The sequence below is a fragment of the Cupriavidus sp. OTU4054 genome (assembly GCF_038440175.1).
Classification (GTDB): Bacteria; Pseudomonadota; Gammaproteobacteria; order Burkholderiales; family Burkholderiaceae; genus Cupriavidus; species Cupriavidus pauculus_D.
Map to the genome: position 1 here is coordinate 245,826 of NZ_JASATF010000005.1, position 23,111 is coordinate 268,936.

Annotated in this window: 25 protein-coding genes; 9 read left to right on the forward strand and 16 right to left on the reverse strand. The window is 66.8% G+C overall.

Going from position 1 to position 23,111, the window contains the following annotated elements; genetic code table 11:
• The first annotated feature begins 35 nt into the window (after positions 1-35).
• The 4 genes from phnF (at position 36) to phnN (ending at position 3,393) form a co-directional block, all read left to right on the forward strand.
• Positions 36-770, forward strand: a complete 735-nt coding sequence (phnF, locus tag AAHB16_RS09035) for a phosphonate metabolism transcriptional regulator PhnF (RefSeq protein ID WP_342050662.1) — start codon at positions 36-38, stop codon at positions 768-770.
• A gap of 90 nt (positions 771-860) precedes the next feature.
• Positions 861-2,072: an alpha-D-ribose 1-methylphosphonate 5-triphosphate diphosphatase gene (locus AAHB16_RS09040; protein ID WP_342050663.1), complete on the forward strand. Its 1,212-nt coding sequence runs from the start codon at positions 861-863 to the stop codon at positions 2,070-2,072.
• 11 nt (positions 2,073-2,083) lie between these two features.
• Entirely contained in the window at positions 2,084-2,803 is a 720-nt protein-coding gene (locus AAHB16_RS09045) for a DUF1045 domain-containing protein (protein WP_342050664.1), read from the forward strand.
• Complete coding sequence (gene phnN / locus AAHB16_RS09050; RefSeq protein WP_342050665.1) at positions 2,800-3,393, forward strand: phosphonate metabolism protein/1,5-bisphosphokinase (PRPP-forming) PhnN; 594 nt, start codon at positions 2,800-2,802, stop codon at positions 3,391-3,393. The genes AAHB16_RS09045 and phnN overlap by 4 nt, the downstream gene beginning before the upstream one ends.
• Before the next feature lie 14 nt (positions 3,394-3,407).
• Here the strand turns inward: phnN and AAHB16_RS09055 are convergent, their stop codons facing one another.
• The 12 genes from AAHB16_RS09055 to AAHB16_RS09110 all read right to left on the reverse strand — a co-directional run bounded on the left by AAHB16_RS09055 (position 3,408) and on the right by AAHB16_RS09110 (position 14,197).
• The gene (locus tag AAHB16_RS09055; RefSeq protein WP_342050666.1) at positions 3,408-3,944 is read right to left on the reverse strand and encodes a phosphonate degradation HD-domain oxygenase; all 537 of its coding nucleotides are present in this window, start codon (positions 3,942-3,944) and stop codon (positions 3,408-3,410) included.
• 34 nt (positions 3,945-3,978) lie between these two features.
• Positions 3,979-4,779 (reverse strand): phosphonate ABC transporter, permease protein PhnE, encoded by an 801-nt coding sequence (phnE, locus tag AAHB16_RS09060; RefSeq protein WP_150371026.1) that lies wholly within the window; start codon positions 4,777-4,779, stop codon positions 3,979-3,981.
• A 76-nt stretch (positions 4,780-4,855) separates the two neighbouring features.
• A complete protein-coding gene (phnD, locus tag AAHB16_RS09065) occupies positions 4,856-5,857 on the reverse strand; it encodes a phosphonate ABC transporter substrate-binding protein (RefSeq protein ID WP_150371027.1) in 1,002 nt (333 codons plus the stop codon).
• A gap of 68 nt (positions 5,858-5,925) precedes the next feature.
• Complete coding sequence (phnC, locus tag AAHB16_RS09070; RefSeq protein ID WP_342050667.1) at positions 5,926-6,774, reverse strand: phosphonate ABC transporter ATP-binding protein; 849 nt, start codon at positions 6,772-6,774, stop codon at positions 5,926-5,928.
• Between the two features lie 62 nt (positions 6,775-6,836).
• Complete coding sequence (gene rng, locus AAHB16_RS09075) at positions 6,837-8,300, reverse strand: ribonuclease G (protein ID WP_150371028.1); 1,464 nt, start codon at positions 8,298-8,300, stop codon at positions 6,837-6,839.
• A gap of 45 nt (positions 8,301-8,345) precedes the next feature.
• On the reverse strand, positions 8,346-8,966 hold the full coding sequence (locus tag AAHB16_RS09080) for a Maf family protein (protein WP_150371029.1): 621 nt from the start codon (positions 8,964-8,966) through the stop codon (positions 8,346-8,348).
• A gap of 39 nt (positions 8,967-9,005) precedes the next feature.
• The gene (gene rlmH, locus AAHB16_RS09085) at positions 9,006-9,482 is read right to left on the reverse strand and encodes a 23S rRNA (pseudouridine(1915)-N(3))-methyltransferase RlmH (protein WP_150371030.1); all 477 of its coding nucleotides are present in this window, start codon (positions 9,480-9,482) and stop codon (positions 9,006-9,008) included.
• A gap of 39 nt (positions 9,483-9,521) precedes the next feature.
• Positions 9,522-10,301 carry a ribosome silencing factor gene (gene rsfS / locus AAHB16_RS09090; RefSeq protein ID WP_191002174.1) on the reverse strand — a complete coding sequence of 260 codons (780 nt, stop codon included), beginning with the start codon at positions 10,299-10,301 and terminating at the stop codon, positions 9,522-9,524.
• A 13-nt stretch (positions 10,302-10,314) separates the two neighbouring features.
• Positions 10,315-11,046, reverse strand: a complete 732-nt coding sequence (locus AAHB16_RS09095) for a nicotinate-nucleotide adenylyltransferase (protein ID WP_342050668.1) — start codon at positions 11,044-11,046, stop codon at positions 10,315-10,317.
• Positions 11,043-11,972, reverse strand: coding sequence for an oxygen-dependent coproporphyrinogen oxidase (gene hemF, locus AAHB16_RS09100; protein ID WP_342050669.1), 930 nt, complete (start codon positions 11,970-11,972; stop codon positions 11,043-11,045). Before hemF ends, AAHB16_RS09095 begins: the two co-directional genes overlap by 4 nt.
• Positions 11,973-12,119: 147 nt before the next feature.
• Positions 12,120-13,388 carry a phosphoribosylamine--glycine ligase gene (gene purD / locus AAHB16_RS09105; protein ID WP_150371033.1) on the reverse strand — a complete coding sequence of 423 codons (1,269 nt, stop codon included), beginning with the start codon at positions 13,386-13,388 and terminating at the stop codon, positions 12,120-12,122.
• An 83-nt stretch (positions 13,389-13,471) separates the two neighbouring features.
• Complete coding sequence (locus AAHB16_RS09110; RefSeq protein ID WP_109580443.1) at positions 13,472-14,197, reverse strand: YebC/PmpR family DNA-binding transcriptional regulator; 726 nt, start codon at positions 14,195-14,197, stop codon at positions 13,472-13,474.
• Positions 14,198-14,343: 146 nt separating this feature from the next.
• On the opposite strand from AAHB16_RS09110, the gene AAHB16_RS09115 reads away from it, so the two are divergent.
• Both AAHB16_RS09115 and AAHB16_RS09120 read left to right on the forward strand, forming a co-directional pair.
• Positions 14,344-15,897 (forward strand): helicase HerA-like C-terminal domain-containing protein, encoded by a 1,554-nt coding sequence (locus AAHB16_RS09115; protein ID WP_342050670.1) that lies wholly within the window; start codon positions 14,344-14,346, stop codon positions 15,895-15,897.
• A 336-nt stretch (positions 15,898-16,233) separates the two neighbouring features.
• Positions 16,234-17,340, forward strand: coding sequence for a porin (locus AAHB16_RS09120; protein WP_150371035.1), 1,107 nt, complete (start codon positions 16,234-16,236; stop codon positions 17,338-17,340).
• A 52-nt stretch (positions 17,341-17,392) separates the two neighbouring features.
• On the opposite strand, the gene upp is transcribed toward AAHB16_RS09120, so the two are convergent.
• Both upp and AAHB16_RS09130 read right to left on the reverse strand, forming a co-directional pair.
• Positions 17,393-18,043 carry a uracil phosphoribosyltransferase gene (gene upp, locus AAHB16_RS09125; protein ID WP_150371036.1) on the reverse strand — a complete coding sequence of 217 codons (651 nt, stop codon included), beginning with the start codon at positions 18,041-18,043 and terminating at the stop codon, positions 17,393-17,395.
• Between the two features lie 148 nt (positions 18,044-18,191).
• Entirely contained in the window at positions 18,192-19,214 is a 1,023-nt protein-coding gene (locus AAHB16_RS09130) for a Bug family tripartite tricarboxylate transporter substrate binding protein (RefSeq protein WP_150371037.1), read from the reverse strand.
• A gap of 176 nt (positions 19,215-19,390) precedes the next feature.
• Here AAHB16_RS09130 and AAHB16_RS09135 point away from each other — a divergent pair, with 176 nt between their 5' ends.
• From AAHB16_RS09135 to AAHB16_RS09145, 3 genes are read left to right on the forward strand one after another with little or no spacing between them, the layout of a single operon-like run.
• Positions 19,391-20,311, forward strand: a complete 921-nt coding sequence (locus tag AAHB16_RS09135) for a DMT family transporter (RefSeq protein ID WP_150371038.1) — start codon at positions 19,391-19,393, stop codon at positions 20,309-20,311.
• A gap of 38 nt (positions 20,312-20,349) precedes the next feature.
• Positions 20,350-21,138, forward strand: coding sequence for an SDR family oxidoreductase (locus tag AAHB16_RS09140; RefSeq protein ID WP_150371039.1), 789 nt, complete (start codon positions 20,350-20,352; stop codon positions 21,136-21,138).
• A 17-nt stretch (positions 21,139-21,155) separates the two neighbouring features.
• A complete protein-coding gene (locus AAHB16_RS09145; protein WP_150371040.1) occupies positions 21,156-21,539 on the forward strand; it encodes a methylglyoxal synthase in 384 nt (127 codons plus the stop codon).
• Between the two features lie 43 nt (positions 21,540-21,582).
• On the opposite strand, the gene AAHB16_RS09150 is transcribed toward AAHB16_RS09145, so the two are convergent.
• Both AAHB16_RS09150 and AAHB16_RS09155 read right to left on the reverse strand, forming a co-directional pair.
• Complete coding sequence (locus tag AAHB16_RS09150) at positions 21,583-21,876, reverse strand: YkvA family protein (protein WP_121490629.1); 294 nt, start codon at positions 21,874-21,876, stop codon at positions 21,583-21,585.
• Positions 21,877-21,971: 95 nt separating this feature from the next.
• Complete coding sequence (locus tag AAHB16_RS09155) at positions 21,972-23,111, reverse strand: BMP family ABC transporter substrate-binding protein (RefSeq protein ID WP_150371041.1); 1,140 nt, start codon at positions 23,109-23,111, stop codon at positions 21,972-21,974.

The window sequence follows — 23,111 nt, forward strand, 5'->3', positions numbered from 1 at the left end:
TTTGATGAATGCTTGATGACACGAGGCGGGACGAGATGTCTGAACGGGAAGTCGAACGCGGCTCGGGTGTGGCCGTGTGGCGCCAGATAGGCGAAGCGCTGGCGGATGACATTCGCAACAAGCTTTACGGGCCGGGCGAGCAGCTGCCGCCCGAACCCGAGCTGGCCACGCGCTTCTCGGTCAATCGCCACACGATTCGCCGCGCCATGGGCGAGCTGGAGCTGAGCGGGCTGGTCCGCATCGAGCAGGGGCGCGGCACGTTCGTGCAGGAGCATGCGATCGACTATGCGATCGGCCGCCGCACGCGCTTCTCGCGCAACCTTGCCGCGCAGGGCATGCGCGGGCATCTCGAAATCGTCGAGTCGCAGCTGCTGCGCGCGCCGGAAGTGGCCAGGCATCTGGGGCTTCCGCGTACCGCGCAGGTCCTGCATGTGCAGATGATCGGCAAGGCCGAGGACCGGACGATCGATGTGGCCGAACACTACTTCGATCCCGCACGGTTTCCCGGGCTTGCGGAGCGGTTGCACGAGACGAACTCGATCTCGCGCGCGCTCGCGCATTACGGCATTGCCGACTACACCCGCAAATGGTCGCGCATCACGGCGGCCATGCCTTCCGCGCCCGTCGCGCGCCTGCTGAGCCAGCCGAAGACGCGGCCGGTACTGCAGGTGGAGGCACTCAACGTCGATCTCGACGGCCAGCCGCTGCAGTACAGCATGACCCGCTTTGCGGGAGACTGGGTGCAGCTGACCGTCAGCGACACCGAGTAGAAACGCCTTGCGGGCGCGCGGCATGTGCTGCATGCCCGGCATATTGGTCTAGACATCTGCTTGTCATGTCTCAGGAATAACGTGACGTTCATGCATACGACCTCCTACACCCATCAGCCGCTTGCCGGCATCACGGGCCGCCGCGTGCTTGGCACCGGCGGCATTGGCCCCGCAACGCTCGGTATCGACGGCACGCGCCTCGCCGAGCAGCCCGCGCGCGGCGGTGCCTGCATCGATGCGGGCAACCTGCTCGTGCTGCCCGGCATCGTCGATATCCACGGCGATGCGTTCGAGCGCGCGGTGATGCCGCGGCCCGGTGTGAGCTTTCCGTACGCGAGCGCGCTGATCGACGTCGATCGCCAGCTGCTCGCGCACGGCATCACGACCGAGTTCCACGGCGTTACGCTGTCGTGGGAGGGCGGACTGCGTGGAGAAGCCTATGCGCTGCGCATGTTCGATGCGCTGGCGCAGCTGCAGCACGTGCTCGGTGCCTCGCACCGCGTGCATCTGCGCTTCGAGGCGTATCACCTGTCCGGCCTCGACACCGCCATGTCGTGGATTGCCGATGGCCGCGTGGGCCTGCTCGCGATCAACGATCACCTGCCGACGACGGCGCGCCGCATGACGGACGAGCGCAAGATGGCCCAGTACGCCGATCGCGCCGAGTGCGATGTGGAGACGTTCCGCGAGCGCCTGCGCACGGCCAGCCGCCATGCCCCCGACGTACCGGCGGCGATGTCGCGCCTGATCGCCGCCGCGCGCGCGGCCGGCCTGCCCGTGGCCTCGCACGACGATCCCGATGTGGCCACGCGGCAGCACTACCATCAGCAGGGCTGCGCGATCGCCGAGTTCCCGCTGACCGTCGATGCCGCGCGCACGGCGCGCCAGCTTGGCAACGAGACCGTGTTCGGCGCGCCGAACGTCATGCGGGGGCAGAGCCACACCGGTGCCCCCAATGCGACAGAGATGGTCGGCGCGGGGCTGTGCACGGTGCTGGCCTCCGACTATTACTACCCGGCGCCGCTGCAGGCCGCGTTCAAGCTTGCGCAGCTTGGCGTCGTGGACCTCGCCGGCGCCTGGAACCTCGTGTCGCGCAATCCCGCGCGCGCGGGCGGCCTGACCGATCGTGGCGTGCTGCTGCCCGGCCTGCGTGCCGATGCGATCCTCGTCGATGACAGCCAGCCCGGCCTCCCGCGCGTGTGCGCCGCCATCGTCGGGGGCCAGCTGCGCCACGCGACGCTGCCGCTGCCGCTCGTGGAAGCAGGCGCGATCGCCGACGGTACCGCCAGCCTCGCGGCCTGAGCGAGGGCGGTATGCAGGCACATCGCTACGCGATCTATCTCGCGCCCGCGGAACCGTATCGCACGATTGGCGCGCAGTGGCTCGGCCGTTGCCCCGATGCGGGTCGCGCAGGCCTGACGCCGGCGTTCGACGACCCGCGCCGCGCGGCATGGGTGGAGGCGCCCGCGCATTACGGGCTGCACGCCACGCTGAAGCCGCCATTCCGGCTCGCCGAAGGCACCGATGCCACGATGCTCGACGCCGCCGCGCGCGCGTTCGCGCACGGGCGCACCGCGTTCGACGCCTCGCTCGAACTGCACGCGCTGCGCGGCTTTATCGCATGGTGCCTCGGCGAGCATGGCGTTCAGCCCATGCATGCGCTGGCCGACGATGCGGTGCGCGCATTCGAGCGTTTTCGCGCGCCCGCCACCGAAGCGGAACTCGCGCGCCGCAATCCGGCACTGCTGAACGACGCCCAGCGCGCGATGCTCGCGCAGTGGGGCTATCCCTATCTGTTCGAGACGTTCACGTTCCATATCACGCTGACCGGCATGGTGCCGGAAGCGGAGCAGCGCGATGCGATGGCGCTGCTCGAGCGCCTGACGGCACCGCTGCGCGGTGTGCCGCTGCATGTCGATGGCATTGCGATCTTCGTGCAGCCGCAGCGTGGCGAGGACTTCACGATCGCGCGGCACTACGCGTTCGACGGCGCCGTGACCGATGGCGCGGGCGCCGCGTACATGGTGTCATGACGGGTGCCGCGCGGCAGGTCGCCGCACCCATGCAGGGTCCGAGCCGGGGCAGTGGGCTGTTCTACGTCATGGGCCCGTCGGGCAGCGGCAAGGACTCGCTGCTGCGCGCGCTGCGCGAGCGGCTCGGCCACGACGACCGTATCGTGATCGCGCATCGCTATATCACGCGCGAGGCCGATGCCAACGAGGCATCGGTCGCGCTGTCGCCCGAGGAGTTTCATCGCCGCGAGGCGCTCGGTTGCATGGCGCTGCATTGGCATAGCCATGGCCTGCACTACGGCATCGGCATCGAGATCGAGACATGGCTCGCGCAGGGCCTGCGTGTCGTCGTCAATGGTTCGCGCGAATATCTGCGCCATGCGGTGGCGCGCTATCCGGCGTTGTGCGCGGTGCATGTGCGCGTGCGGCCCGAGGTGCTGGGCAAGCGGCTGCGCCAGCGCGGCCGCGAGTCCGAGGATGCGATCGCGGCGCGCCTGGCGCGCGCGACGCAGCCGTTCGATGTGCCGGCGGAGTGCTGGCTCGTCGAGCTCGACAACAGTGGCAATCTCGACGACGCTGTCGAGCGGCTGGCGACGATCGTCGCCAGCTGACTTCTCCCGACGCGTCAGGCCGAAGCGCGCACGCAGCGCGCGGCCATCTCCATGTAGTGCGACAACGGCGGCGTCCGCAGATCGACGATCTTCGCGAGATCGTCATACCGGCGCAGGCGCACCGCGGCCAGTGCATGCGGCTGCCGCGCGAACGCGTCGGCCTGCGCCGCGTCGAACGGCCCGCCTTGCAGCACCAGGCTGTGCACCGATGCCGGCGACAGCGTGTCGTGATACCCGGCATCGCGCGCGCACAGATAGCGCTTGGCGGCCACATGCAGGCGCACGGGCTCCGTCACGGCGTCGTCGAACAGTTCGGCGAGCGCGCCCGCCGCGGCTTCCTGATGGCGCATATCGGTGGTCGAGCTCTCGGCGAGCATCAGGTGGCCCACGTCGTGCAGCAGCGCGGCGACGATCAGCGCCTCGGGCTCGCCGGCCTGCTCGGCCAGCTGCGCGCATTGCAGCGCATGCGCGGTCTGGCTGATGGCCTCGTCGCCGTAGTAGTTGGTGCCGTGGTTGGCGAACAGCGTTTCGATCTGGTCGAGTGTCAGCATGGGGACGTTGGTTCTTGTTGCGCGATGGCGTGGGTTACACGAGCACCTTGCGGATCTGCGCGGACAGCATGTCGATGGCGGTCACGAACAGCACGATGATGATCATCACCGCGCAGGTCTGCCCGTACTGGAAGCTTCGGATGATTTCCCACAGCACGGTGCCGATGCCGCCGGCACCGACGATGCCGACGACCGAGGCCGAGCGCACGTTGGACTCGAAGCGATAGAGCGCGAACGAGAGCCACAGCGGCAGCACCTGCGGGATCACGCCGTAGACGATCTCTTCGATCGGGCCGGCGCCGGTGGCGCGCACGCCTTCCACGGGGCGCGGATCGATGGCCTCGACGGCCTCGGCGAACAGCTTGGCCAGCACACCGGTCGTATGGACCCAGATGGCCAGCACGCCCGCGAACGGGCCGAGGCCCACCGCGACGATGAACAGCATCGCGAAGACCATCTCGTTGATCGCGCGGCACGCATCCATCAGGCGACGCGCCGGCTGGTAGATCCACGGCGGCACGATATTGGCCGCGCACAGCAGGCCCAGCGGCACCGCCAGCACGACGGCGAGCGCGGTACCCCAGACGGCGATCTGCACCGTGACGAACATCTCGTCGAGGTAGTGGCGCCAATCGCGGAAGTCCGGCGGGAAGAAGTCGGCGGCGAATTTCGCCATGTTGCCGGAGTCGTTCAGCAGGTCGAGCGGACGCATGTCCGCGCCATTCCACGATACGACGAGCGTCGCCAGCAGGATGGCCCAGATCAGCATCACGGCGAGCGACGTGCGCGGCGGGCGGGCCGTCGGGGGATTGGTGGGCGTGGCGGTCAGGGACATGGCGGGAGTGGGGGGATTCGGGTGAATCAGCGCACATCGGGCGCGGCGCAACGCGGCGCCACGCCCGATGGCGGCGTTACTGCGCGCTGGCGGCGAGCTTGTCGAGCTCGGCCAGGCGGCGGGAGACGTCGGCCAGCTGCTTGTCCTTGTCGGCGGCGGCGAGCGAGCCATCCTGCTCGATCCTGGCCTTTTCCTTGGCCAGGTCGAGCTGGCGAATCGGCACCAGCTGGGCGTCGGTGGAAGGACGGAAGCCCTGATACGTCAGCGTGGCAAGCAGCTGCTTCTCGCGCGCGGCGTCGGGACCCTTGCCGTAGTTCACGAAGAACGACTTGATCTTGGCCTTGGTATCGGCCGGCAGATCCTTGCGGTAGACCAGCGGATCCGCCGGGATCAGCGGCGACTTCCACAGCACGCGCACCTGGTCGAGCGCGTTCTTGCCGGTGCTGATGCGATAGCGCTCGATCGCCTCGGTGTTGGCGATCGCCACGTCCACCTGCTTGTTCATCACCGACAGCAGATTGGTTTCATGGTTGGCGATGCGCACGGCCTTGAACAGCGTCTTCGGCTCGACCTTGTTGGCGGCCCACAGGTAGTAGCCCGGCACCGCGGTGCCCGACGTCGAGTTCGGATCGCCGGCGCCATACGACAGGTCCTTGCCGCGGCGGATCACGTCCTCGACGGACTTCAGCTCGCTGTCCTTGTTCACGAGCAGCACCGACCAGTAGCCCGGATTGCCGTCCTTGTCGATCACGGACGCGAACACTTCACCGTTGGCGCGGTCCACCGCTTCGATGGCGGCCTTGTTGCCGAACCAGGCCACCTGCACCTTGTTGAAGCGCATGCCTTCGATGATGCCGGCATAGTCCGATGCGAAGAACGGCTTGACCTGCACGCCGAGCGCCTTGCTCAGGTCGTCGATCACGGGCTGCCAGGCATTCTTGAGGTTCGACGACGACTCCGTCGAGATAAAGCCGATGTTCAGGACCTTGGCGTCCTGTGCCAGCGCGGGCGTGGCAACGGTGCCAGCCATCACGACGGTCACGGCCGCGGCCGCGGCGAAGAAGGTTCTGCGAAGCATGGGTGACTCCGGTGTGAAAACGTTGGGGTAAAAGCGCAGGAAAAGAAGCTGGTTCAGGCGGCCATCGATCAGACGGCCATCACAGCGGCGGGCACGCGTTCGTCGGCGCCGGCCTTGCCGTCATGGGCACCGTGGTGCGTGTCGTGCAGCAGCTCGTCGGCTTCCGTGCCGTAGAGATCGCGCAGCATCGACGCGGTCAGCGCGGCGGAAGGGCCGTCGTAGACCACCTTGCCCTGGCGCAGCGCCACCACGCGGGGGCAGTAGCGCATGGCCACGTCCACCTGATGCAGCGAAACGACCACGGCCACCTTGCGCGTGCGATTGATCTGCGAGAGCAGCGTCATTACACGGCGCGAGGACTCGGGATCGAGCGAGGCGATGGGCTCGTCGGCCAGAATCACGTTGGCGTTCTGCACGAGCGTGCGGGCAATGGCGGCGCGCTGCTGCTGTCCGCCCGACAGCGTCGATGCCCGCTGAAACGCATAGTCGTCTATACCAACCTGAGCAAGGGCATCGAGGCCGGCCTGCACTTCTGCGGCACGGAAAATGCGCAGGAGGCTGCGCCACTTCGGCACACGCGTGAGCATGCCGACGAGCACATTGGTCAGCACGGGCAGACGGCCCACCAGATTGAATTGCTGGAATACGAAGCCGATTTCGGCGCGCACGCTGCGCACATTGCGCGCCAGGCGGCCATTGCGCTGGACGATGCGGCCATTGACGAGAATCTCGCCCGCGCCGGCATCGCCCGTGATGAATCCGGCCACGTGCCGCAGCAGGGTTGACTTGCCGGACCCCGAAGCGCCAAGCAGCGCCACCATTTCGCCGGGCGCAACCTGCAGCGTGACGTCGTCGAGCGCCTTGCGGTCGGCCCGGAAAGTTTTCGAGAGTCCGCGGACCTCGATGGCATGCGTCATGTCCACTCCTCGTTGAATGACACGGCGCATTCTGGAGGGAGCGGATGACAGAACGATGACGGCTACATCAGGATGATGTCGTACTGTTCCTGATGAAACGTCGACTCCACTTGCAGGGAGATGGGCTTGCCGATGAAATCGCCGAGCATCGCCAGATGCTGGCTTTCTTCCTCGAGGAAGAGGTCGATGACTTCCTGCGAGGCGAGGATGCGGAACTCGCGGGGGTTGAACTGGCGGGACTCGCGCATGATCTCGCGCAGGATGTCGTAGCAGACCGTGCGCGGCGTCTTGACCTGCCCCTTGCCGGTGCAAACCGGGCATTGCTCGCACAGCACGTGCGCGAGCGATTCGCGCGTGCGCTTGCGCGTCATCTCGACGAGGCCGAGCTGCGAGAAGTTGTTGACCGTGATGCGCGTACGGTCGCGCGAGAGCGCCTTCTTCAGTTCGGAGAGCACCTGCTCGCGATGCTCGGCGTTCTCCATATCGATGAAGTCGATGATGATGATGCCGCCGAGATTGCGCAGGCGCAGCTGCCGCGCGATCGTGTGCGCGGCTTCGAGGTTCGTCTTGAAGATCGTGTCGTCGAAATTGCGCGCGCCGACGTAGCCGCCCGTGTTGACGTCGATCGTCGTCATCGCCTCGGTCTGGTCGATCATCAGGTAGCCGCCGGACTTCAGGTCCACGCGCCGCGACAGCGCGCGCTCGATTTCGGCGTCGATATTGAACAGATCGAAGATCGGCCGTTCGCCCGTGTAGTGCGACAGGCGGGGCAGCACGGCGGGGGTGTACTCCTGCGCGAACTCGACGAGCTTGAGGTAGTTTTCGCGCGAGTCCACCTGAATCGAGCCCGTGGCCTCGCTGATGAAATCGCGCAGCACGCGCTGCGCGAGATTCAGATCCTGATAAAGCAGACTCGGCGCCGGCAGCGTCGTGGCGTTGAGCTTGATCGCCGACCAGATCTTGCGCAGATACGCGATATCGTTGCCGAGCTCGTCGTTGCTGGCTTCCTCCGCGATCGTGCGGACGATAAAGCCGCCACGCTCGTCGGTAGGGACCAGGCCCTGCACGCGCGCGCGCAGCGCCTCGCGATCGACCTCGCCCTCGATGCGCTGGGAGATACCGATATGCGGGTCCTGCGGCAGATACACGAGCGTGCGGCCCGCGATGCTGACCTGCGTCGACAGCCGCGCGCCCTTGGTGCCGATGGGGTCCTTGATGACCTGCACCATCAGCGCCTGGCCTTCGTACAGTGTCTTCTCGATCGCGAGCTGCACGCCGTTCTTGTTGTCGGGGTCGCGCGGGTGCCAGATATCGGCCACGTGCAGGAACGCCGCGCGTTCCAGTCCGATATCGATGAAGGCCGACTGCATGCCAGGCAGCACGCGCACGACCTTGCCCAGATAGATGTTGCCGACGAGCCCGCGCGTGAGCGTGCGTTCGACGTGCAGCTCCTGGACGGCGGCTTGCTGCACGATGGCGACGCGGGTTTCCTGCGGTGTGATGTTGACTAGGATGTCTTCAGTCATGGCGATGGGAAACGTGTCAGAACCGCAAGTCTCAGACCGCAAGTCTCAGAACCGCAATCCTGCCTCGCGCAACAGCGCGGCCGTCTCGAACAGGGGCAGGCCCATGATACCCGAATAGCTCCCCGAGATACGTTCGATGAACTCGGCGGCGCGGCCCTGGATGCCATATGCGCCGGCCTTGCCGAGCGGTTCGCGGCTCGCCACGTAGCGCTCGATCTCGTCGGCGCCGAGCTTGCGGAAAGTGACGTCGGAGATCGACAGCGCATGGCGCGTGCCGGCCACCGATACCACCGATACCGCGGTCAGCACGCGGTGGGTGGTGCCCGAGAGCGCGGCGAGCATCGCGGTCGCCTCGGCGGCGTCCGCGGGCTTGCCGAGAATGTCGCCGCCGCGGCAGACCGTGGTGTCCGAAGTCAGGATCGGCCGCGCGGGCAGGCCCCGTCGCTGACGGCGCTGCAACGCGGCCTCGGCCTTGAGCGCGCACACGCGCTGGACATAGGCGTCGGGCGACTCGCCAGGCAGCACGGCCTCGAGCGCCTCGGCATCTTCGGCCGCATCGGCCAGCAACAGTTCATAGCGCACGCCCAGTTGCGTCAGCAGTTCGCGGCGGCGCGGGCTTTGGGAGGCGAGGTAGAGAATGTCGTAGAGGGACAGGTCGATGGGCATGGGAAGAGGCCTGGCACCATGCCGGTCGGGCACGGCGCCTCAAACGCGATGATAGGGGTGGTTCTGCGTGACGGACCACGCGCGATACAGCTGCTCGGCCAGCAGCACGCGCACCATGCCGTGCGGCAGCGTCAGGCTCGACAGGCGGATGAGCGTGCTGGCGCGCGCCTTCAAAGCCGGATCGAGCCCATCGGCACCGCCGATCAGGAAGGCGACGTCGCCGCCCTCGCGCTGCCAGCCGGTCAGTTGCTCGGCCAGCTTGACCGTGGTGAGGTCCTTGCCGCGTTCGTCGAGCGCGACGATGCGCGGGCGCGTCAGCGCGCCCAGCGCGGCCTCGATGCGGGCCGCCTCGCGCTGCATCACCGTGGCGGCGTTATTGCTCGAGGAACGCGCTTCCGGCTTGATCTCGCGCAGTTCGATACGCAGCTCGGGCGGCATCCGCTTGGCATATTCTGCAAAGCCCGATTCGATCCAGGCAGGCATCTTGTGGCCGACGGCCACGATCACGAGTTGCATGCGGAAGTCGCCCGATCGTTACGGATGCCGCCTGTTCGGTCAGGCCGTACGCTTGCGTGCGGCCGTCTTGGCCGGTGCCTTGGCGGCTGTCTTGGTTGCCGTCTTGGTGGCCGTCTTGCGCGTGGCCGTGCCCGCCGTCGTCTTGGTGGCGGTCTTGGTCGCGGTCTTCGTCGCCGTCTTGCGTGCCGGGGTGCCCGCCGTCTTGCCGGCCGCCTTCCGCGCCGGCGCCGTCACCGGTCCCTTGACCGGCACGCCCGTCGAGGCCTTGCGCGTGACGGGCCTGCGGCCCATCGTCGCCAGGGCGTCCGGATCGGTGTCCTCGTGGCCCATCGGCGGCGACGGTTCCTTCATGCCCTCGGGCAGGCGCGCCAGCGCCGGCTTGAGGTTGGTCGCACGCCTGGCGCGCGGCGCACGCTCGGCGGTGTCCTCGTCGTCCTCGTCCATCGGCTCGCTGGCCTTGGCCAGGCCCTTGCCGCTCGCGAGCTTCATGCGCACCGGCTTGTCACCCCAGATTTCCTCGAGGTTGTAGTAGAGGCGCAGCTGCGGCTGCAGGATATGGACGACCGCGTCGCCGCAGTCCACCAGTACCCACTCGCCCGTTTCCAGGCCCTCGACGGCCACGATATGGCCGCCGGCATCCTTGACCGTGTCGCGGACCGAGGCGGCCAGCGCCTTCGTCTGCCGATTCGAACTGCCGCTGGCGATCACCACCCGGTCGAACAGCTCGGTCAGGTGAGTGGTGTCGAACACCTTGATGTCCTGCGCTTTGACATCCTCGAGCCCGTCGACGATGGCGCGTTGCAGTTTGCGAATATCCATGGTGTGTTCTTGTTCAGCCTTGATTCGAGTTGGGAGGCGAGTCGCTCCGGGCCTTGTGGTAAAGACCGTGACTCGCGATGTAGTGTGCCACGCCGTCCGGTAACTGGTCATCCGCAGTGTCACCACTGGCCAGACGGGCGCGCAGGCCGGTGGACGACAGATCGACGGCAAGCGTCTGATCGAGCCACATGTGGCCGGAGGGCGTGGATTGTATCAGGTGCCTGTCCGCCAGCCGTGCGCCCATGCTGGCGCGCACCGGTCCCTCGAGCGTGGCGAGGTCGAATCCCGGCCGTGTGGCCACGCACAGGTGCACGTGTTCGAACAGGTCTTCCCATCCGTGCCACGTGTGCAGGCGCAGCAATTGGTCGGCGCCCATGAGCCACGACATCGACGCTTCCGGGCCGTACTGCTCGCGCAGCTGCCGTACGGTATCGATGGTGTAGCTGGGGCCCGCGCGATCGACCTCCATGCGGCTCACGCCGACCACGGCGGCGGTCTCGCCCACGGCCGCGGCGGCCAGTTCCGTCATCGCGAACCGGTCGGCGGCGGGCGTCACATCGTCGCCTTTCTGCCACGACTGGCCCGTGGGAATCCAGACGAGCTCGTCGAGCCCGAGGTGTTCGATAAACAGTTGCGCGAGCGCGACGTGGCCGCGATGGGGCGGATCGAATGTGCCGCCGAGAATGCCGAGACGGTAGGGTCGTTGCAATGCGGGACGCTGCAATGCGGAATTCGGATGGGTCATCGCACCGCGCCCAGTGCCGCCCAGTCTCGCGGGGGCAGGAAGTCGCTGTATAGCGCGGCTTCGGGGGTTTCCGGCGCCGGCTGCCAGTCGTAGCGCCAGCTCGCCTGCGGCGGCATCGACATCAGGATCGATTCCGCGCGTCCGCCCGATTGCAGCCCGAACAGCGTGCCGCGGTCGAAGACGAGATTGAACTCCACATAGCGGCCGCGGCGATAAGCCTGGAATTCACGCTCGCGCTCGCCATAGGGCGTGTCCTTGCGTGCGGTCAGAATCGGCAGATAGGCATCCAGAAACGCGTCGCCCACCGATTGCATCATCGCGAAGCTGCGGTCGAAACCGAGCGCGGAGAAGTCGTCGAAGAACACGCCGCCGATGCCGCGCGCCTCGCCGCGGTGGCGCAGGAAGAAATACTCGTCGCACCACTGCTTGAAGCGCGGATACAGGTCGTCGCCGAACGGCGCGAGCGCGCGTTCGCACGTGCGATGGAAATGCACGCAATCGTCGGTTTCACCGTAGTAGGGCGTCAGGTCCATGCCGCCGCCGAACCACCAGACCGGTTCCGCATCGGGCTTCACGGCCACGAAGCAGCGCACGTTCATATGCACGGTCGGCACGTACGGATTGCGTGGATGGAACACCAGCGAAACGCCGGTGGCCTCGAAACTGCGGCCCGCGAGTTCGGGGCGGTTGGCCGTGGCCGAAGGGGGCAGCGTGTCGCCGCGCACGTCGGAAAAGCCCACGCCCGCGCGTTCCATCACGGCGCCGCCTTCGAGAATCCGCGTCCGGCCGCTGCCACGCAGGCGTTCGGTGGGCGGTTTCTCCCAGGCGTCGGTCAGGAACGCCTGGCCATCCACGGCCGCGATGGCATCGGTGATGCGGTCTTGCAGACCGAGCAGATAGGCACGGACTGCCTGAGTATCGATCATGATCGAAAAGATCGTAGGGGCCGGTAACAAAACCGCCGACGGATGGCATCCACTGCGTCGGCGGTCATCGTGGTGTCACGATTGTACCGGCTGGGCTGGCCCCACGTGCCGTGGAGCGCTCGCCGGTCGGGAAGGTGTCCGGCCGCCTCAGCGGCGGATGGCGCGGTAGCCAATGTCGGTCCGGTACTGCATGCCGTCGAACCGGATCTGTTCCACGGCCGCGTAGGCGTTCTTCTGCGCGGCCTTGACGGTGTCCGCGAGGCCCACCACGCACAGCACGCGGCCGCCCGAGGTCAGCAGCTTGCCGTCCTGGAGGGTGGTGCCCGCATGGAACGTCACGGCGTCGGCGGTCTCGGCCGGAATACCGGTGATCTCGTCGCCGTTGCGCGGCGTGTCGGGATAGTTGTACGCGGCCATCACCACGCCCAGCGCGGTCCGGCGGTCCCAGTCGAGCTCGACTTCGTCGAGGCGCATGGTCACCGCGGCTTCCATCACGTCCACGAGGTCGGTCTTCAGGCGCGCCATGATCGGCTGCGTTTCCGGATCGCCCATGCGGCAGTTGAACTCGAGCGTCTTCGGGTTGCCGTCCTTGTCGATCATCAGGCCCGCGTACAGGAAGCCCGTGTACGGAATGCCATCCTTCTCCATGCCGCGCACGGTCGGCATGATGATCTCGCGCAGCGCGCGCGCATGCAGCGCGGGCGTGACCACCGGCGCGGGGGAGTAGGCGCCCATGCCGCCCGTGTTGGGGCCGGCATCGGCGTCCAGCAGGCGCTTGTGATCCTGGCTCGTGGCCAGCGCGAGCACGTTCTTGCCATCGACCAGCACGATGAAGCTCGCTTCCTCGCCCTCGAGGAATTCCTCGATCACGACACGCGCGCCGGCATCGCCGAGCTTGTTGTCGGCCAGCATCATGTCCACGGCCGAATGCGCTTCTTCGAGCGTCATCGCCACGACCACGCCCTTGCCCGCGGCCAGGCCGTCGGCCTTGATCACGATCGGCGCGCCTTGCGCATCGATATAGGCATGCGCGCGCGTGGCGTCGGAAAACGTCTCGTACGCGGCGGTGGGAATGTTGTGGCGGTGCATGAAGGCCTTGGCGAAGTCCTTCGACGACTCGAGCTGCGCCGCCGCGCGCGTGGGCCCGAAAATGCGCAGGCCGCGCGCGCGGAACACGTCCACGATGCCGCGGGCCAGCGGCGCCTCGGGGCCCACCACGGTGAAGGCCACGCCTTCGCGCTCGGCGAATGCGGCAAGCACTTCCGGGTCGGTCAGCGGCACGTTCTGCAGGCGCTTGTCGAGCGCCGTCCCGCCATTGCCGGGCGCCACGTAGACGACCTGCACCTTGGGCGACTGGGCCAACTTCCAGGCCAGCGCATGTTCACGGCCACCGGAGCCGACTACCAATACTTTCATGTTCCACTGCCAGATAAGAAACGGATGCGCGGAGGGACTGCGGCCGTTTCGGGAGTTTTCGGGGGTCGAGTCGCGCCGAGGCGTTACTCCTCGATGACCGCGTTGGTGAAGACTTCCTGCACGTCGTCCAGATTTTCGATGGCGTCCAGCAGCTTCTGCATCTTCACGGCATCGTCGCCCGTGAAGCTCACCTCGTTCTGCGGCTTCATCACGACGTCCGCCACCTCGGCCTTGAAGCCCGCGGCTTCCAGCGCCGCCTTCACCGCCGAAAAATCGTTGGGCGGGCAGGTGACTTCGATCGATCCGTCCTCGTTGCCGACCACATCGTCGGCACCGGCTTCGAGCGCCGCTTCCATGAGCTTGTCCTCGGGCGTACCCGGGGCGAACAGGAACTGGCCGCAATGCGTGAACATGAAGGCCACGGAGCCTTCCGCGCCCATGTTGCCGCCGTGCTTCGAGAAGGCGTGGCGGACTTCGGCCACGGTCCGCGTGCGGTTGTCGGTCAGGCAGTCCACGATGATCGCCGCGCCGGCCAGGCCGTAGCCCTCGTAGCGGATTTCTTCGTAGTTGGCACCCTCGAGGCCACCCACGCCGCGCTGGATCGCGCGCTGGATGTTGTCCTTGGGCATGTTGGCGTCCATGGCCTTGTCGATCGACAGGCGCAGGCGCGGGTTGGAATCGGCATCGCCGCCGCCGAGCTTGGCGGCCACGGTGATTTCCTTGATGAGTCGCGTCCAGACCTTGCCGCGCTTGGCGTCAGCGGCGGCTTTCTTGTGTTTGATGTTGGCCCATTTGGAATGACCGGCCATGATTTCTTCTCTCCGAGGCGGAAACGCGTGACGGCGCGGCCAGCGCGCCATGTGATGGATGTGCCAATCTGCTGGCTATAATCAGCGCAGGATTTTATCACGCGGCCAACTCTCCCTGACGGCCGCACGTGCTTCCAGAGACTGCCATGGCCGATCCCATCCTCCTTGCCAAGAATGCCGAGCACGAACTGGTGCTGCTGCCCGAAATGGGCAACCGGCATGGCCTGATCACCGGCGCCACGGGCACCGGCAAGACCGTCACCCTGCAAACGCTCGCGCAGGGGTTCTCGCGGCTGGGCGTTCCAGTGTTCATGGCCGACGTCAAAGGTGACTTGACCGGCATATCCCAGCCCGGACAGGCATCCGAGAAACTCAAGGCGCGGCTGGCCGAGCATGGCCTGCCGGAGCCGGTATGGGGCGGCTGCCCGACCACGTTGTGGGACGTCTTCGGCGAGAAGGGGCATCCCGTGCGCGCCACGGTCTCGCACATGGGGCCGCTGCTGCTGTCGCGCATGCTCGAGCTCAACGACACCCAGCAGGGCGTGCTGAACCTCGTGTTCCGCATTGCCGACGCCAACGGCCTGCTGCTGCTCGACGCCAAGGACCTGCGCGCGATGCTCCAGTACGTGGGCGACAACGCCGCGCAGTTCACCACCGAGTACGGGAATATCTCCGCGGCGTCCATCGGCGCGATCCAGCGCGGCCTCGTCGCGCTCGAGTCGCAGGGCGCGGACCAGTTCTTCGGCGAGCCGATGCTGAACCTCGAGGACTTCATCCAGACCGAAAAGGGGCAGGGCGTCGTCAATATCCTGTCCGCCGACAAGCTGATGAACGCCCCGCGCCTGTACGCGACGTTCCTGCTGTGGATGCTGTCGGAGCTGTTCGAGAAGCTGCCCGAGGCCGGCGATCTGGAAAAACCCAAGCTCGTGTTCTTCTTCGACGAGGCGCATCTGCTGTTCAACGACGCGCCCAAGGGGCTGCTCGACAAGATCGAACAGGTGGTGCGGCTCGTGCGGTCCAAGGGCGTTGGCGTGTACTTCGTCACGCAGAACCCGCTCGATATTCCCGATACGGTGCTCGGCCAGCTCGGCAATCGCGTCCAGCACGCGCTGCGCGCGTTCACGCCACGCGACCAGAAGGCCGTGAAGGTGGCCGCGACGACGATGCGCGCGAACCCCAAGCTGTCGCTGGAACAGGCCATCGGCGAGCTCGGCGTGGGCGAGGCGCTGGTCTCGTGCCTCGATGCCAAGGGCACGCCGGGCATCACCGAGCGCGCGTGGGTGCTGGCGCCGGGCAGCCGTATCGGCCCGATCAACGACGACGAGCGCAAGCAGCTGATCGCCACGTCGCTCGTGGCGGGCGTCTACGAGCAGGCGATCGATCGCGAGTCGGCGTACGAGAAGCTGCGTGGGGAAGCGGCCAATGGCGGCCGCGGCAAGACCGCCGCGCCGTCCGCGAAAGCGCCCGCCGGCACGACCGCCGGCACCCCGCCGGAAGCCCCGTCCGAGGAAGGCGGCTGGCTCGGCCAGGCCGGCGATATCTTCGGCACGCTGACGCGCGGCACGGGCAAGAGCGGCCGCGGCGATTCCATCCTCGAGTCGATGGCCAAGTCCGCGGCGCGCACGGTCGGGTCGCAGGTGGGCCGCGAACTGATTCGCGGCGTGCTGGGCAGCCTGCTGGGATCGGGGCGCAAGAAATAGCGCGACATCCGCTTCGCCAAATGGAACAAGGGCCGCCTTTCGGGCGGCCCTTGTTTTTGCTGCAAGGAAAGTTGAGCATCGATGAAAATGCCCGAAGCGAATCGTATTTTCCTTGTGGCGCGGAATGAATAAGCCAAACCTTATTTAAGTGAAACGCTTTGTCTTATTTTCGTTTATATAGATCCATATCCTTGATTTGTAAGGAATAAATTTAGATAAAAGCGGTTTGTCCGGATGCAACAATGGCCCCGGATGCCATTGAGCATATCAAATCGATGATTTCATAATTGGCTCGCTCGCAAGAATTGGCTTGCGAAAATATAAGAGAGCATATTTATGAAATTGAAGGTTCTGCCTATTGCTGCCGCAGCCCTGCTTTCCACGTCGGCATTCGCGCAGTCGAGCGTTACGCTGTACGGCGTGCTCGATGCGGGCATCGAATATCGTACCAACACGCCGGTGGGCGGCAAGTCCGTGCTCGGCATGACGTCCGGCGGCCTCGCCGGCAGCCGCTGGGGCCTGCGCGGCGTGGAAGACCTCGGCGGTGGGCTGAAGGGCGTCTTCGTGCTGGAAAGCGGCTTCGATATCGACACCGGGAAATCGGGCCAGAACAACCGCCTCTTCGGCCGCAAGGCCTATCTGGGCCTGGCCGGCAACTGGGGCCAGCTGACCCTGGGCCGTCAGGAAACTCCGGCCTTCGACTTTGCGTTGCAGTTCGATCCGATGGGGCTCGCCAACTACTCGCTGGCCACGCAGGACGGCGCGTTCGCGGGCCGTGCCGACAATGCCGTCAAGTACGCGGCGAACTTCAACGGGCTGACCGTGAGCGCGCTCTACAGCTTTGGCGCGAACACGGGCGGCGGCGGCTGGGGCGAAGTGCCGGGCAAGGCGAAGCTGGGCGCGGAGACGAGCCTCGGCCTCGGCTATGCGTCGGGCCCGTTTGCCGTGGGCGCGGTCGTGGACCAGCTCAACGTGGGTCAGCCCAATGGTACGGTTGCCCGGATGCCGAATTCGGAAGACATGAAGATCCGCCGCGCGGCGCTGGGCGGGTCGTACGCGATCGGTCCGGTCAAGATGTATGCGGGCTATCGCTGGGCCAAGGCCTACAGCTTCGCCACGCTGCCGGGTACCGATGGCAAGAACGCATCGAACCTGTACTGGCTGGGCCTGGGGTATCAGGTCACGCCGGCCCTGTCGCTGACGGGCGCTGCCTACTATCAGGACGTGCGCGGCTCGGGTTCCGATCCGTGGACCTTCGTCGTGTCCGGCGACTACGCGTTCTCCAAGCGCACGGACATGTACTGGAACCTCAGCTATGCGATGAACCGCGAACGGTCCACGATGGGCGTGGCAGGTGTGGGCATCGGCGGCAGCGGTTACGGGTCGGCCGCCATCGGCCAGAGCCAGTTCGGCTCGACCATCGGCCTGCGCCACAAGTTCTGATGGCCTGAGGTCGGCGCGGGCAGGCGGGATGTGGCCGCTCGCCCGCGCGATGCTAGTTTTTCGTACCGAACAGACGGTCGCCGGCGTCGCCGAGGCCGGGCACGATGTAGGCGTGCGAGTCCAGGTGGCTGTCCAGCGATGCCACGAACAGCTTGACGCCCGGATGCGCTTTCTGGAAAACCTCCACGCCTTCCGGCGCGGCCACGAGCGCCACGAACGTGATGGCGTCATCCTTCACGCCCCGCTTCTTGAGCACGTCCACCGCATGCGCGGCCGAGTAGCCCGTGGCGACCATCGGATCGCAGAGGATGAAGCTGCGGTCCTCGAGATCGGGCAGGCGCACCAGATATTCCACGGGGCGGTGCTGCTCGTCGCGATACACGCCGATATGGCCGATACGCGCCGACGGCACCAGTTCCACGAGCCCGTCGCTCATGCCCACGCCCGCGCGCAGTACCGGGACGATCGTGAGCTTCTTGCCGGCGATGACCGGCGCTTCCAGCGGTGTCAGCGGCGTCTCGATATGGCGCGTGGTCAGCGGCAGGTCGCGCGTGATCTCGTATCCCATCAGCAGCGTGATCTCGCGCAGCAGTTCGCGGAACGTGCGCGTGGACGTTTCCTTGTCGCGCATGTGCGAGAGCTTGTGCTGGATCAGCGGGTGGTCGAGGATGAACAGGTTGGGGAAGCGCGGATCTTGTTTCATGCTGGCAGTCTGGAGTCCCGCCGAGGGGACTCGGCTAATGAGGAGCGGGCGCCGCGCGGCATGCCGGCGCGGACCCGATGCAGCGCGATTGTAATGGCATTGACCGCCGGACGGTCACAACCGCGCCACCGGACGCCCGGTCCACCGCTCAGTCCACGGTAATGGCGGCTTCCTTCGCGACCTTGCCAAAACGCTCGTACTCGGTCTGCGTCAGCGACTGCAGCTCGGCCGCGCTCGATCCCTTCGGATTGAAGCCCGCCGCCACCAGCTTGTCGCGCACGTCCGGCCGCGCCAGCGCCTCCACGAACGCGGCGTTGAGCGCCTGAACCACCGGCGCGGGAAGGTTCGCCGGCCCGTAGACGCCGAACCACGGCTCCACCGAGTAACCGGCCAGGCCCGCCTCGGCAAGCGTCGGCACGTTCGGCAGCGACGGCGAGCGCGTCTTGCCCGCCACCGCCAGCGCGCGCAGCTTGCCCGCCTGGATATGCGGCAGCGAGGCCGGCAGGTTGTCGAACATCACCTGCAGGTGGCCGCCGAGCATGTCGTTGATGGCCGGGCTGCTGCCCTTGTACGGCACGTGCACGAGCCCTGTCTGCGTCATCTGCGAGAACATCGCGCCGGCGAGGTGCATCGAGGTGCCGGTGCCGGCGGTCGCGTACGTCAGGCCCGGATGCGCCTTCGCGTAGGCGACCAGCTCGGGCACGGTCTTCACGGGCAGGCTCTCGCTGACCTCGAGCACGATGGTCGAGGTGCCCAGCAGGCTGATCGCCGTGAAGTCCTTGCGCGGGTCGAACGGCACATGCTTGTAGATATGCGGATTCAGCGCGTTGGTCGAGATCGCGCCGAAGCCGATCGTGTAGCCGTCGGCCGCGGCCTTGGCCACCGCGTCCATGCCGATATTGCCGCCCGCGCCAGGCCGGTTTTCGATGACCACCGGCTGGCCCAGCTTCTCGGCCACGCGCTGGCCCACCGTGCGTGCGACGAGGTCGGTGGTGCCGCCGGCCGCGTAGGGCACGACGAAGCGGATCGGCTTGGCCGGATAGGCGTCGGCGGCGCGCGCGGTCAGGACGGAGAAGGGCAGCGCGAGCGCGACGGGCAGGGCGAGGGCGGACTGGATCAGCGTGCGGCGGACGCGCGCGCGGCGGTGCGCCGGGCGAAGGGTGTACGGCATGACTCGAATGTCTCCTGGATAGTTGTCTTGGCGCCGGGCCGCGCTTGTGACGCGGGCCGGGCGCGAGCCATTGTAGGGGATCGGGCCGCCCTCGTGCTTGCGCCTTTTGACATACAATCGGCGGGTCCCGGCGCCCCGGCCTACCCGGCGCCGGCCCGCCTGACCGAACGCCGCCCGTGCCCGCTTCCCAGAAAACCCTTCCCCTCGATGTCCCCGCCGCGCAGCGCTATGGGCTGGCCGTCGCCGCCGTCGGCGCCGTGCTGTTCTCCGCCAAGGCGATCGTCGCCAAGCTCATGTACCGCTACAACGTGGATGCCGTCATGGTCATCACGCTGCGCATGCTGTTCGCGGTGCCGCTGTTCATGGCCATCGGCTGGTGGCAGGCGCGCAAGCTGCCCGCGCTGTCGTGGGCCGATCGCGGACGCGTGGTGTTCCTCGGCTTTATCGGCTATTACCTGTCGAGCTTCCTCGACTTCGTCGGCCTGCAATACATCACGGCGGGGCTCGAGCGGCTGATCCTGTTCCTCACGCCGTCGTTCGTGCTGCTGACCACCGCGTTCCTGTTCCGGCGGCCCATCCACGCGCGGCAGTGGATCTCGCTGCTGCTGGCCTATGCGGGCATCGTGCTCGTGTTCGCGCACGACCTCGACGTGAGCGGGTCGCAGGTCTGGCTCGGCGGCGGGCTGGTGCTCGGCAGTGCGTTGTCGTATGGTGTGTATCTGATTCTGAGCGGCGAGCTCGTGCAGCGCGTGGGATCGCTGCGGCTCGTCGCGTATGCGATGTGCGTATCCACCGCGTGCTGCGCGATCCAGTACGTGGTGCTGGGCCGGCCGCTGGCCGAACTGGCGCAGCCCGCGCCGGTCCTCTGGCTGTCCGTCGTGAATGCCGTGTTCTGCACCGTGCTGCCCGTCTCGATGACGATGGTCGCGGTGGCGCGCATCGGCGCGCCCATGGCCTCGCAGGCTGGCATGATCGGCCCGGTGTCCACGCTCGCGCTGGCGTTCTGGCTGCTCGGCGAGCCCGTCACCGGCGTGCAGCTTGCGGGGAGCGCGCTCGTGCTCGGCGGCATGTACCTGCTGTCCGCGCGCAAAGCCTGATTTGTTTCACCAGACAACACCCAACGGAGAGAGAAGACATGGATTTCGGATTGCGCGGTAAGCATGCGCTGGTGTGCGGCGCCAGCAAGGGTCTCGGCTTTGCGTGCGCGGACGCGCTCGCGGCGGAAGGCGTCGATGTGGTCATCGTCGCGCGCGGTGCCGAAGCACTGGAGAAGGCCGCGGCCGATCTGCGCGCGCGCCACGGCCGCCGCGTGATCGCGGTGGCGACCGACATCACCACGCCCGAGGGCCGCAAGCTGGCGCTCGACGCGGTGGCCAAGCTCGGACAGCTCGATATCCTCGTGAACAACGCCGGCGGCCCGCCCCCGGGCAACTTCCGCGACTGGGAGCGTGACGACTGGATCGCCGCGATCGACGCCAACATGCTGACGCCGATCGAGCTGATCAAGGCGACCATCGACGGCATGATCGCGCGCAAGTGGGGTCGCGTGATCAATATCACGAGCGGTGCGGTCAAGGCGCCGATCGACGTGCTGGGCCTGTCCAATGGCGCGCGCTCGGGTTTGACGGGCTTTATCGCCGGCCTCTCGCGCGAAGTGGCGCAGCATGGCGTGACGATCAACAACCTGCTGCCGGGGCCGTTCAATACGGATCGCCTGTACAAGACGATGGAAGGCGCGGCCAAGAAGGCCAACCTGACCATCGACGAAGTGTCGGCGCGCCGTGCGGCCGCCAACCCGACCCGCCGCTTCGGCGAGCCGGCCGAGTTCGGCGCGGCCTGCGCCTTCCTCGCCAGCAAGCAGGCGGGCTTCATTACGGGCCAGAACCTGCTGCTCGACGGCGGCGCGTTCCCCGGGACCATGTGACGCAGGAGCGGAACGAGATGGCACGTCCACGTATCGCGCTGATCGCGCACGATCACAAGAAGGACGACATCGTGGCGTTCGCGGGGCGGCATCGCGCGTTCCTCGCGCAATGCGAATTGCTGGCCACCGGCACCACCGGCGGCCGCATTGCCGACGAGACGGGCCTGACCGTCACGCGCATGCTGTCGGGACCGTGGGGCGGCGATCTGCAGATCGGCGCGCAGCTGGCGGAAGGGCGCGTCACCGCGGTGATCTTCCTGCGCGACCCGATGACACCGCAGCCGCACGAGCCCGATATCAACGCGCTCGTGCGCGCGTGCGACGTGCACAACGTGCCGTGCGCGACGAACCTCGCCACCGCGGAGCTGCTGATCGCGCAGCTCTCGCAGGACAGTCACTGAGGGGAGCGGGGCCCAGCGCGGTATTAGCGCGGTATTAGCGGTATTAGCGCGGCCTGACCGTGGTGGCGGTCGCGCGCAGGCTGGCCTGCCGCAGGATGTGAGGCGGCAGGCGCTTCAGCATCAGATGAACGGCGAGCGGAATCAGTACCACGTCATCGACGATGCCGAGGCCCGCGACGAAGTCGGGAATCAGGTCGATCGGCGACACCGCATAGACCAGCAGCGCGATGGTCGCCGGACGCAGCCATACGGGCGCGTCAGGGTGCCGCAGCGCAAACCAGAGCATCCGCCCGTCGCGGCGGATCATAGTCCACAAGGCGGAAAAACGTTTCCACATGGAAGGGCCTCCTCGATCACGCGGACCGTGCAAAGCACACGGCCCAGGCAATTAGCTTGGGCCGTTCTTCACTGCTTCAAGTTCCGCGCGCGGTATCAACCCGGCACGTTGCCCTCCACGCCTTCCACATAGAATTTCACGTTATGCAGGAACGCGTCGTCGGCCGTCTGGCCCGCGGCAACCTGTTCCTTGCCGGCGTTGTCCTTGATCGGACCCTTCCAGATCGGTGCCGAGCCGTCGGCGATGCCCTTCTTGCGTTCTTCCACGAGCGCCTTGACGTCCGCCGGCACGACGGCGTTGAAGCCCTTGAGGTCGATCATGCCTTCCTTCAGGCCCCACCAGATCGTGCTGTTCTTCCACTGGTTCTTCAGCACGTCATCGACGACCTTCGTGTAGTACACGCCCCAGTCGATCACGGACGCCGCGAGGTGTGCCTTCTCGCCGAACTTGCTCATGTCGCTGTCCCAGCCGAACGCGTAGACGCCTTTCTCCTGCGCGGTCTGGACCACGGCCGCCGAGTCGGTGTTCTGCATCAGCATGTCCACGCCCTGGCCGATCAGCGTGGTCGCGGCCTCGCGTTCCTTGCCCGGATCGAACCACTTGTTGACCCACACCACCTTGACCGTCGCATTCGGATTCACGCTGCGCGCGCCGAGCGTGAACGCATCGATATTGCGGATGACCTCGGGAATGGGCACCGAAGCCACCACGCCCATCTTGCCGCTCTTGCTCATCTTGCCCGCGACCAGACCGGCGAGGTACGCACCCTCGTAGGTGCGGACGTCATATTGCGCGAGGTTGTCGGCGGTCTTGAAGCCCGTGGCGTGTTCGAACTTCACGTCCGGGAATTCCTTCGCCACCTTGAGCATGGACTCCTGATAGCCGAACGTGGTACCGAAGATCAGCTTGTTGCCCTGGCTGGCCAGATCGCGGAACACGCGCTCGGCGTCCGAAGCGGACTCGGGCACGTTCTCGACGAACGACGTCTTCACCTTGTCGCCGAACTTTGCTTCCACCGCCTTGCGGCCGGCGTCGTGCGCATAGGTCCAGCCCGCATCGCCGACCGGGCCGATGTAGACGAACGCAACCTTGAGCGGCTCGCCTGCCGCGGCAGCGGGGGCGGAAGCGGGACCCGCCGAGGCGGCCGGCGCTTCTTCCTTCTTGCCGCAGCCCGCAAGCGCGAGCACGGTGGTCGCCGCGAGGGCCGCCAGCGTCGTTCTGCGTGTGATCTTCAT

Bases quoted from the DNA above. Each gene is read 5' to 3' on its own strand.
- AAHB16_RS09095 (WP_342050668.1), bottom strand. From the start codon at position 11,046: ATGACCCATCCGAATTCCGCATTGCAGCGTCCCGCATTGCAACGACCC.
- phnF (WP_342050662.1), top strand. From the start codon at position 36: ATGTCTGAACGGGAAGTCGAACGCGGCTCGGGTGTGGCCGTGTGGCGC.
- AAHB16_RS09145 (WP_150371040.1), top strand. From the start codon at position 21,156: ATGGCACGTCCACGTATCGCGCTGATCGCGCACGATCACAAGAAGGAC.
- AAHB16_RS09155 (WP_150371041.1), bottom strand. From the start codon at position 23,111: ATGAAGATCACACGCAGAACGACGCTGGCGGCCCTCGCGGCGACCACC.
- AAHB16_RS09055 (WP_342050666.1), bottom strand. From the start codon at position 3,944: ATGCTGACACTCGACCAGATCGAAACGCTGTTCGCCAACCACGGCACC.
- phnD (WP_150371027.1), bottom strand. From the start codon at position 5,857: ATGCTTCGCAGAACCTTCTTCGCCGCGGCCGCGGCCGTGACCGTCGTG.
- phnN (WP_342050665.1), top strand. From the start codon at position 2,800: ATGACGGGTGCCGCGCGGCAGGTCGCCGCACCCATGCAGGGTCCGAGC.
- phnE (WP_150371026.1), bottom strand. From the start codon at position 4,779: ATGTCCCTGACCGCCACGCCCACCAATCCCCCGACGGCCCGCCCGCCG.
- AAHB16_RS09045 (WP_342050664.1), top strand. From the start codon at position 2,084: ATGCAGGCACATCGCTACGCGATCTATCTCGCGCCCGCGGAACCGTAT.
- AAHB16_RS09120 (WP_150371035.1), top strand. From the start codon at position 16,234: ATGAAATTGAAGGTTCTGCCTATTGCTGCCGCAGCCCTGCTTTCCACG.
- AAHB16_RS09130 (WP_150371037.1), bottom strand. From the start codon at position 19,214: ATGCCGTACACCCTTCGCCCGGCGCACCGCCGCGCGCGCGTCCGCCGC.
- rlmH (WP_150371030.1), bottom strand. From the start codon at position 9,482: ATGCAACTCGTGATCGTGGCCGTCGGCCACAAGATGCCTGCCTGGATC.
- upp (WP_150371036.1), bottom strand. From the start codon at position 18,043: ATGAAACAAGATCCGCGCTTCCCCAACCTGTTCATCCTCGACCACCCG.
- AAHB16_RS09040 (WP_342050663.1), top strand. From the start codon at position 861: ATGCATACGACCTCCTACACCCATCAGCCGCTTGCCGGCATCACGGGC.
- phnC (WP_342050667.1), bottom strand. From the start codon at position 6,774: ATGACGCATGCCATCGAGGTCCGCGGACTCTCGAAAACTTTCCGGGCC.
- rng (WP_150371028.1), bottom strand. From the start codon at position 8,300: ATGACTGAAGACATCCTAGTCAACATCACACCGCAGGAAACCCGCGTC.
- hemF (WP_342050669.1), bottom strand. From the start codon at position 11,972: ATGATCGATACTCAGGCAGTCCGTGCCTATCTGCTCGGTCTGCAAGAC.
- AAHB16_RS09140 (WP_150371039.1), top strand. From the start codon at position 20,350: ATGGATTTCGGATTGCGCGGTAAGCATGCGCTGGTGTGCGGCGCCAGC.
- purD (WP_150371033.1), bottom strand. From the start codon at position 13,388: ATGAAAGTATTGGTAGTCGGCTCCGGTGGCCGTGAACATGCGCTGGCC.
- AAHB16_RS09115 (WP_342050670.1), top strand. From the start codon at position 14,344: ATGGCCGATCCCATCCTCCTTGCCAAGAATGCCGAGCACGAACTGGTG.
- rsfS (WP_191002174.1), bottom strand. From the start codon at position 10,301: ATGGATATTCGCAAACTGCAACGCGCCATCGTCGACGGGCTCGAGGAT.
- AAHB16_RS09080 (WP_150371029.1), bottom strand. From the start codon at position 8,966: ATGCCCATCGACCTGTCCCTCTACGACATTCTCTACCTCGCCTCCCAA.
- AAHB16_RS09110 (WP_109580443.1), bottom strand. From the start codon at position 14,197: ATGGCCGGTCATTCCAAATGGGCCAACATCAAACACAAGAAAGCCGCC.
- AAHB16_RS09150 (WP_121490629.1), bottom strand. From the start codon at position 21,876: ATGTGGAAACGTTTTTCCGCCTTGTGGACTATGATCCGCCGCGACGGG.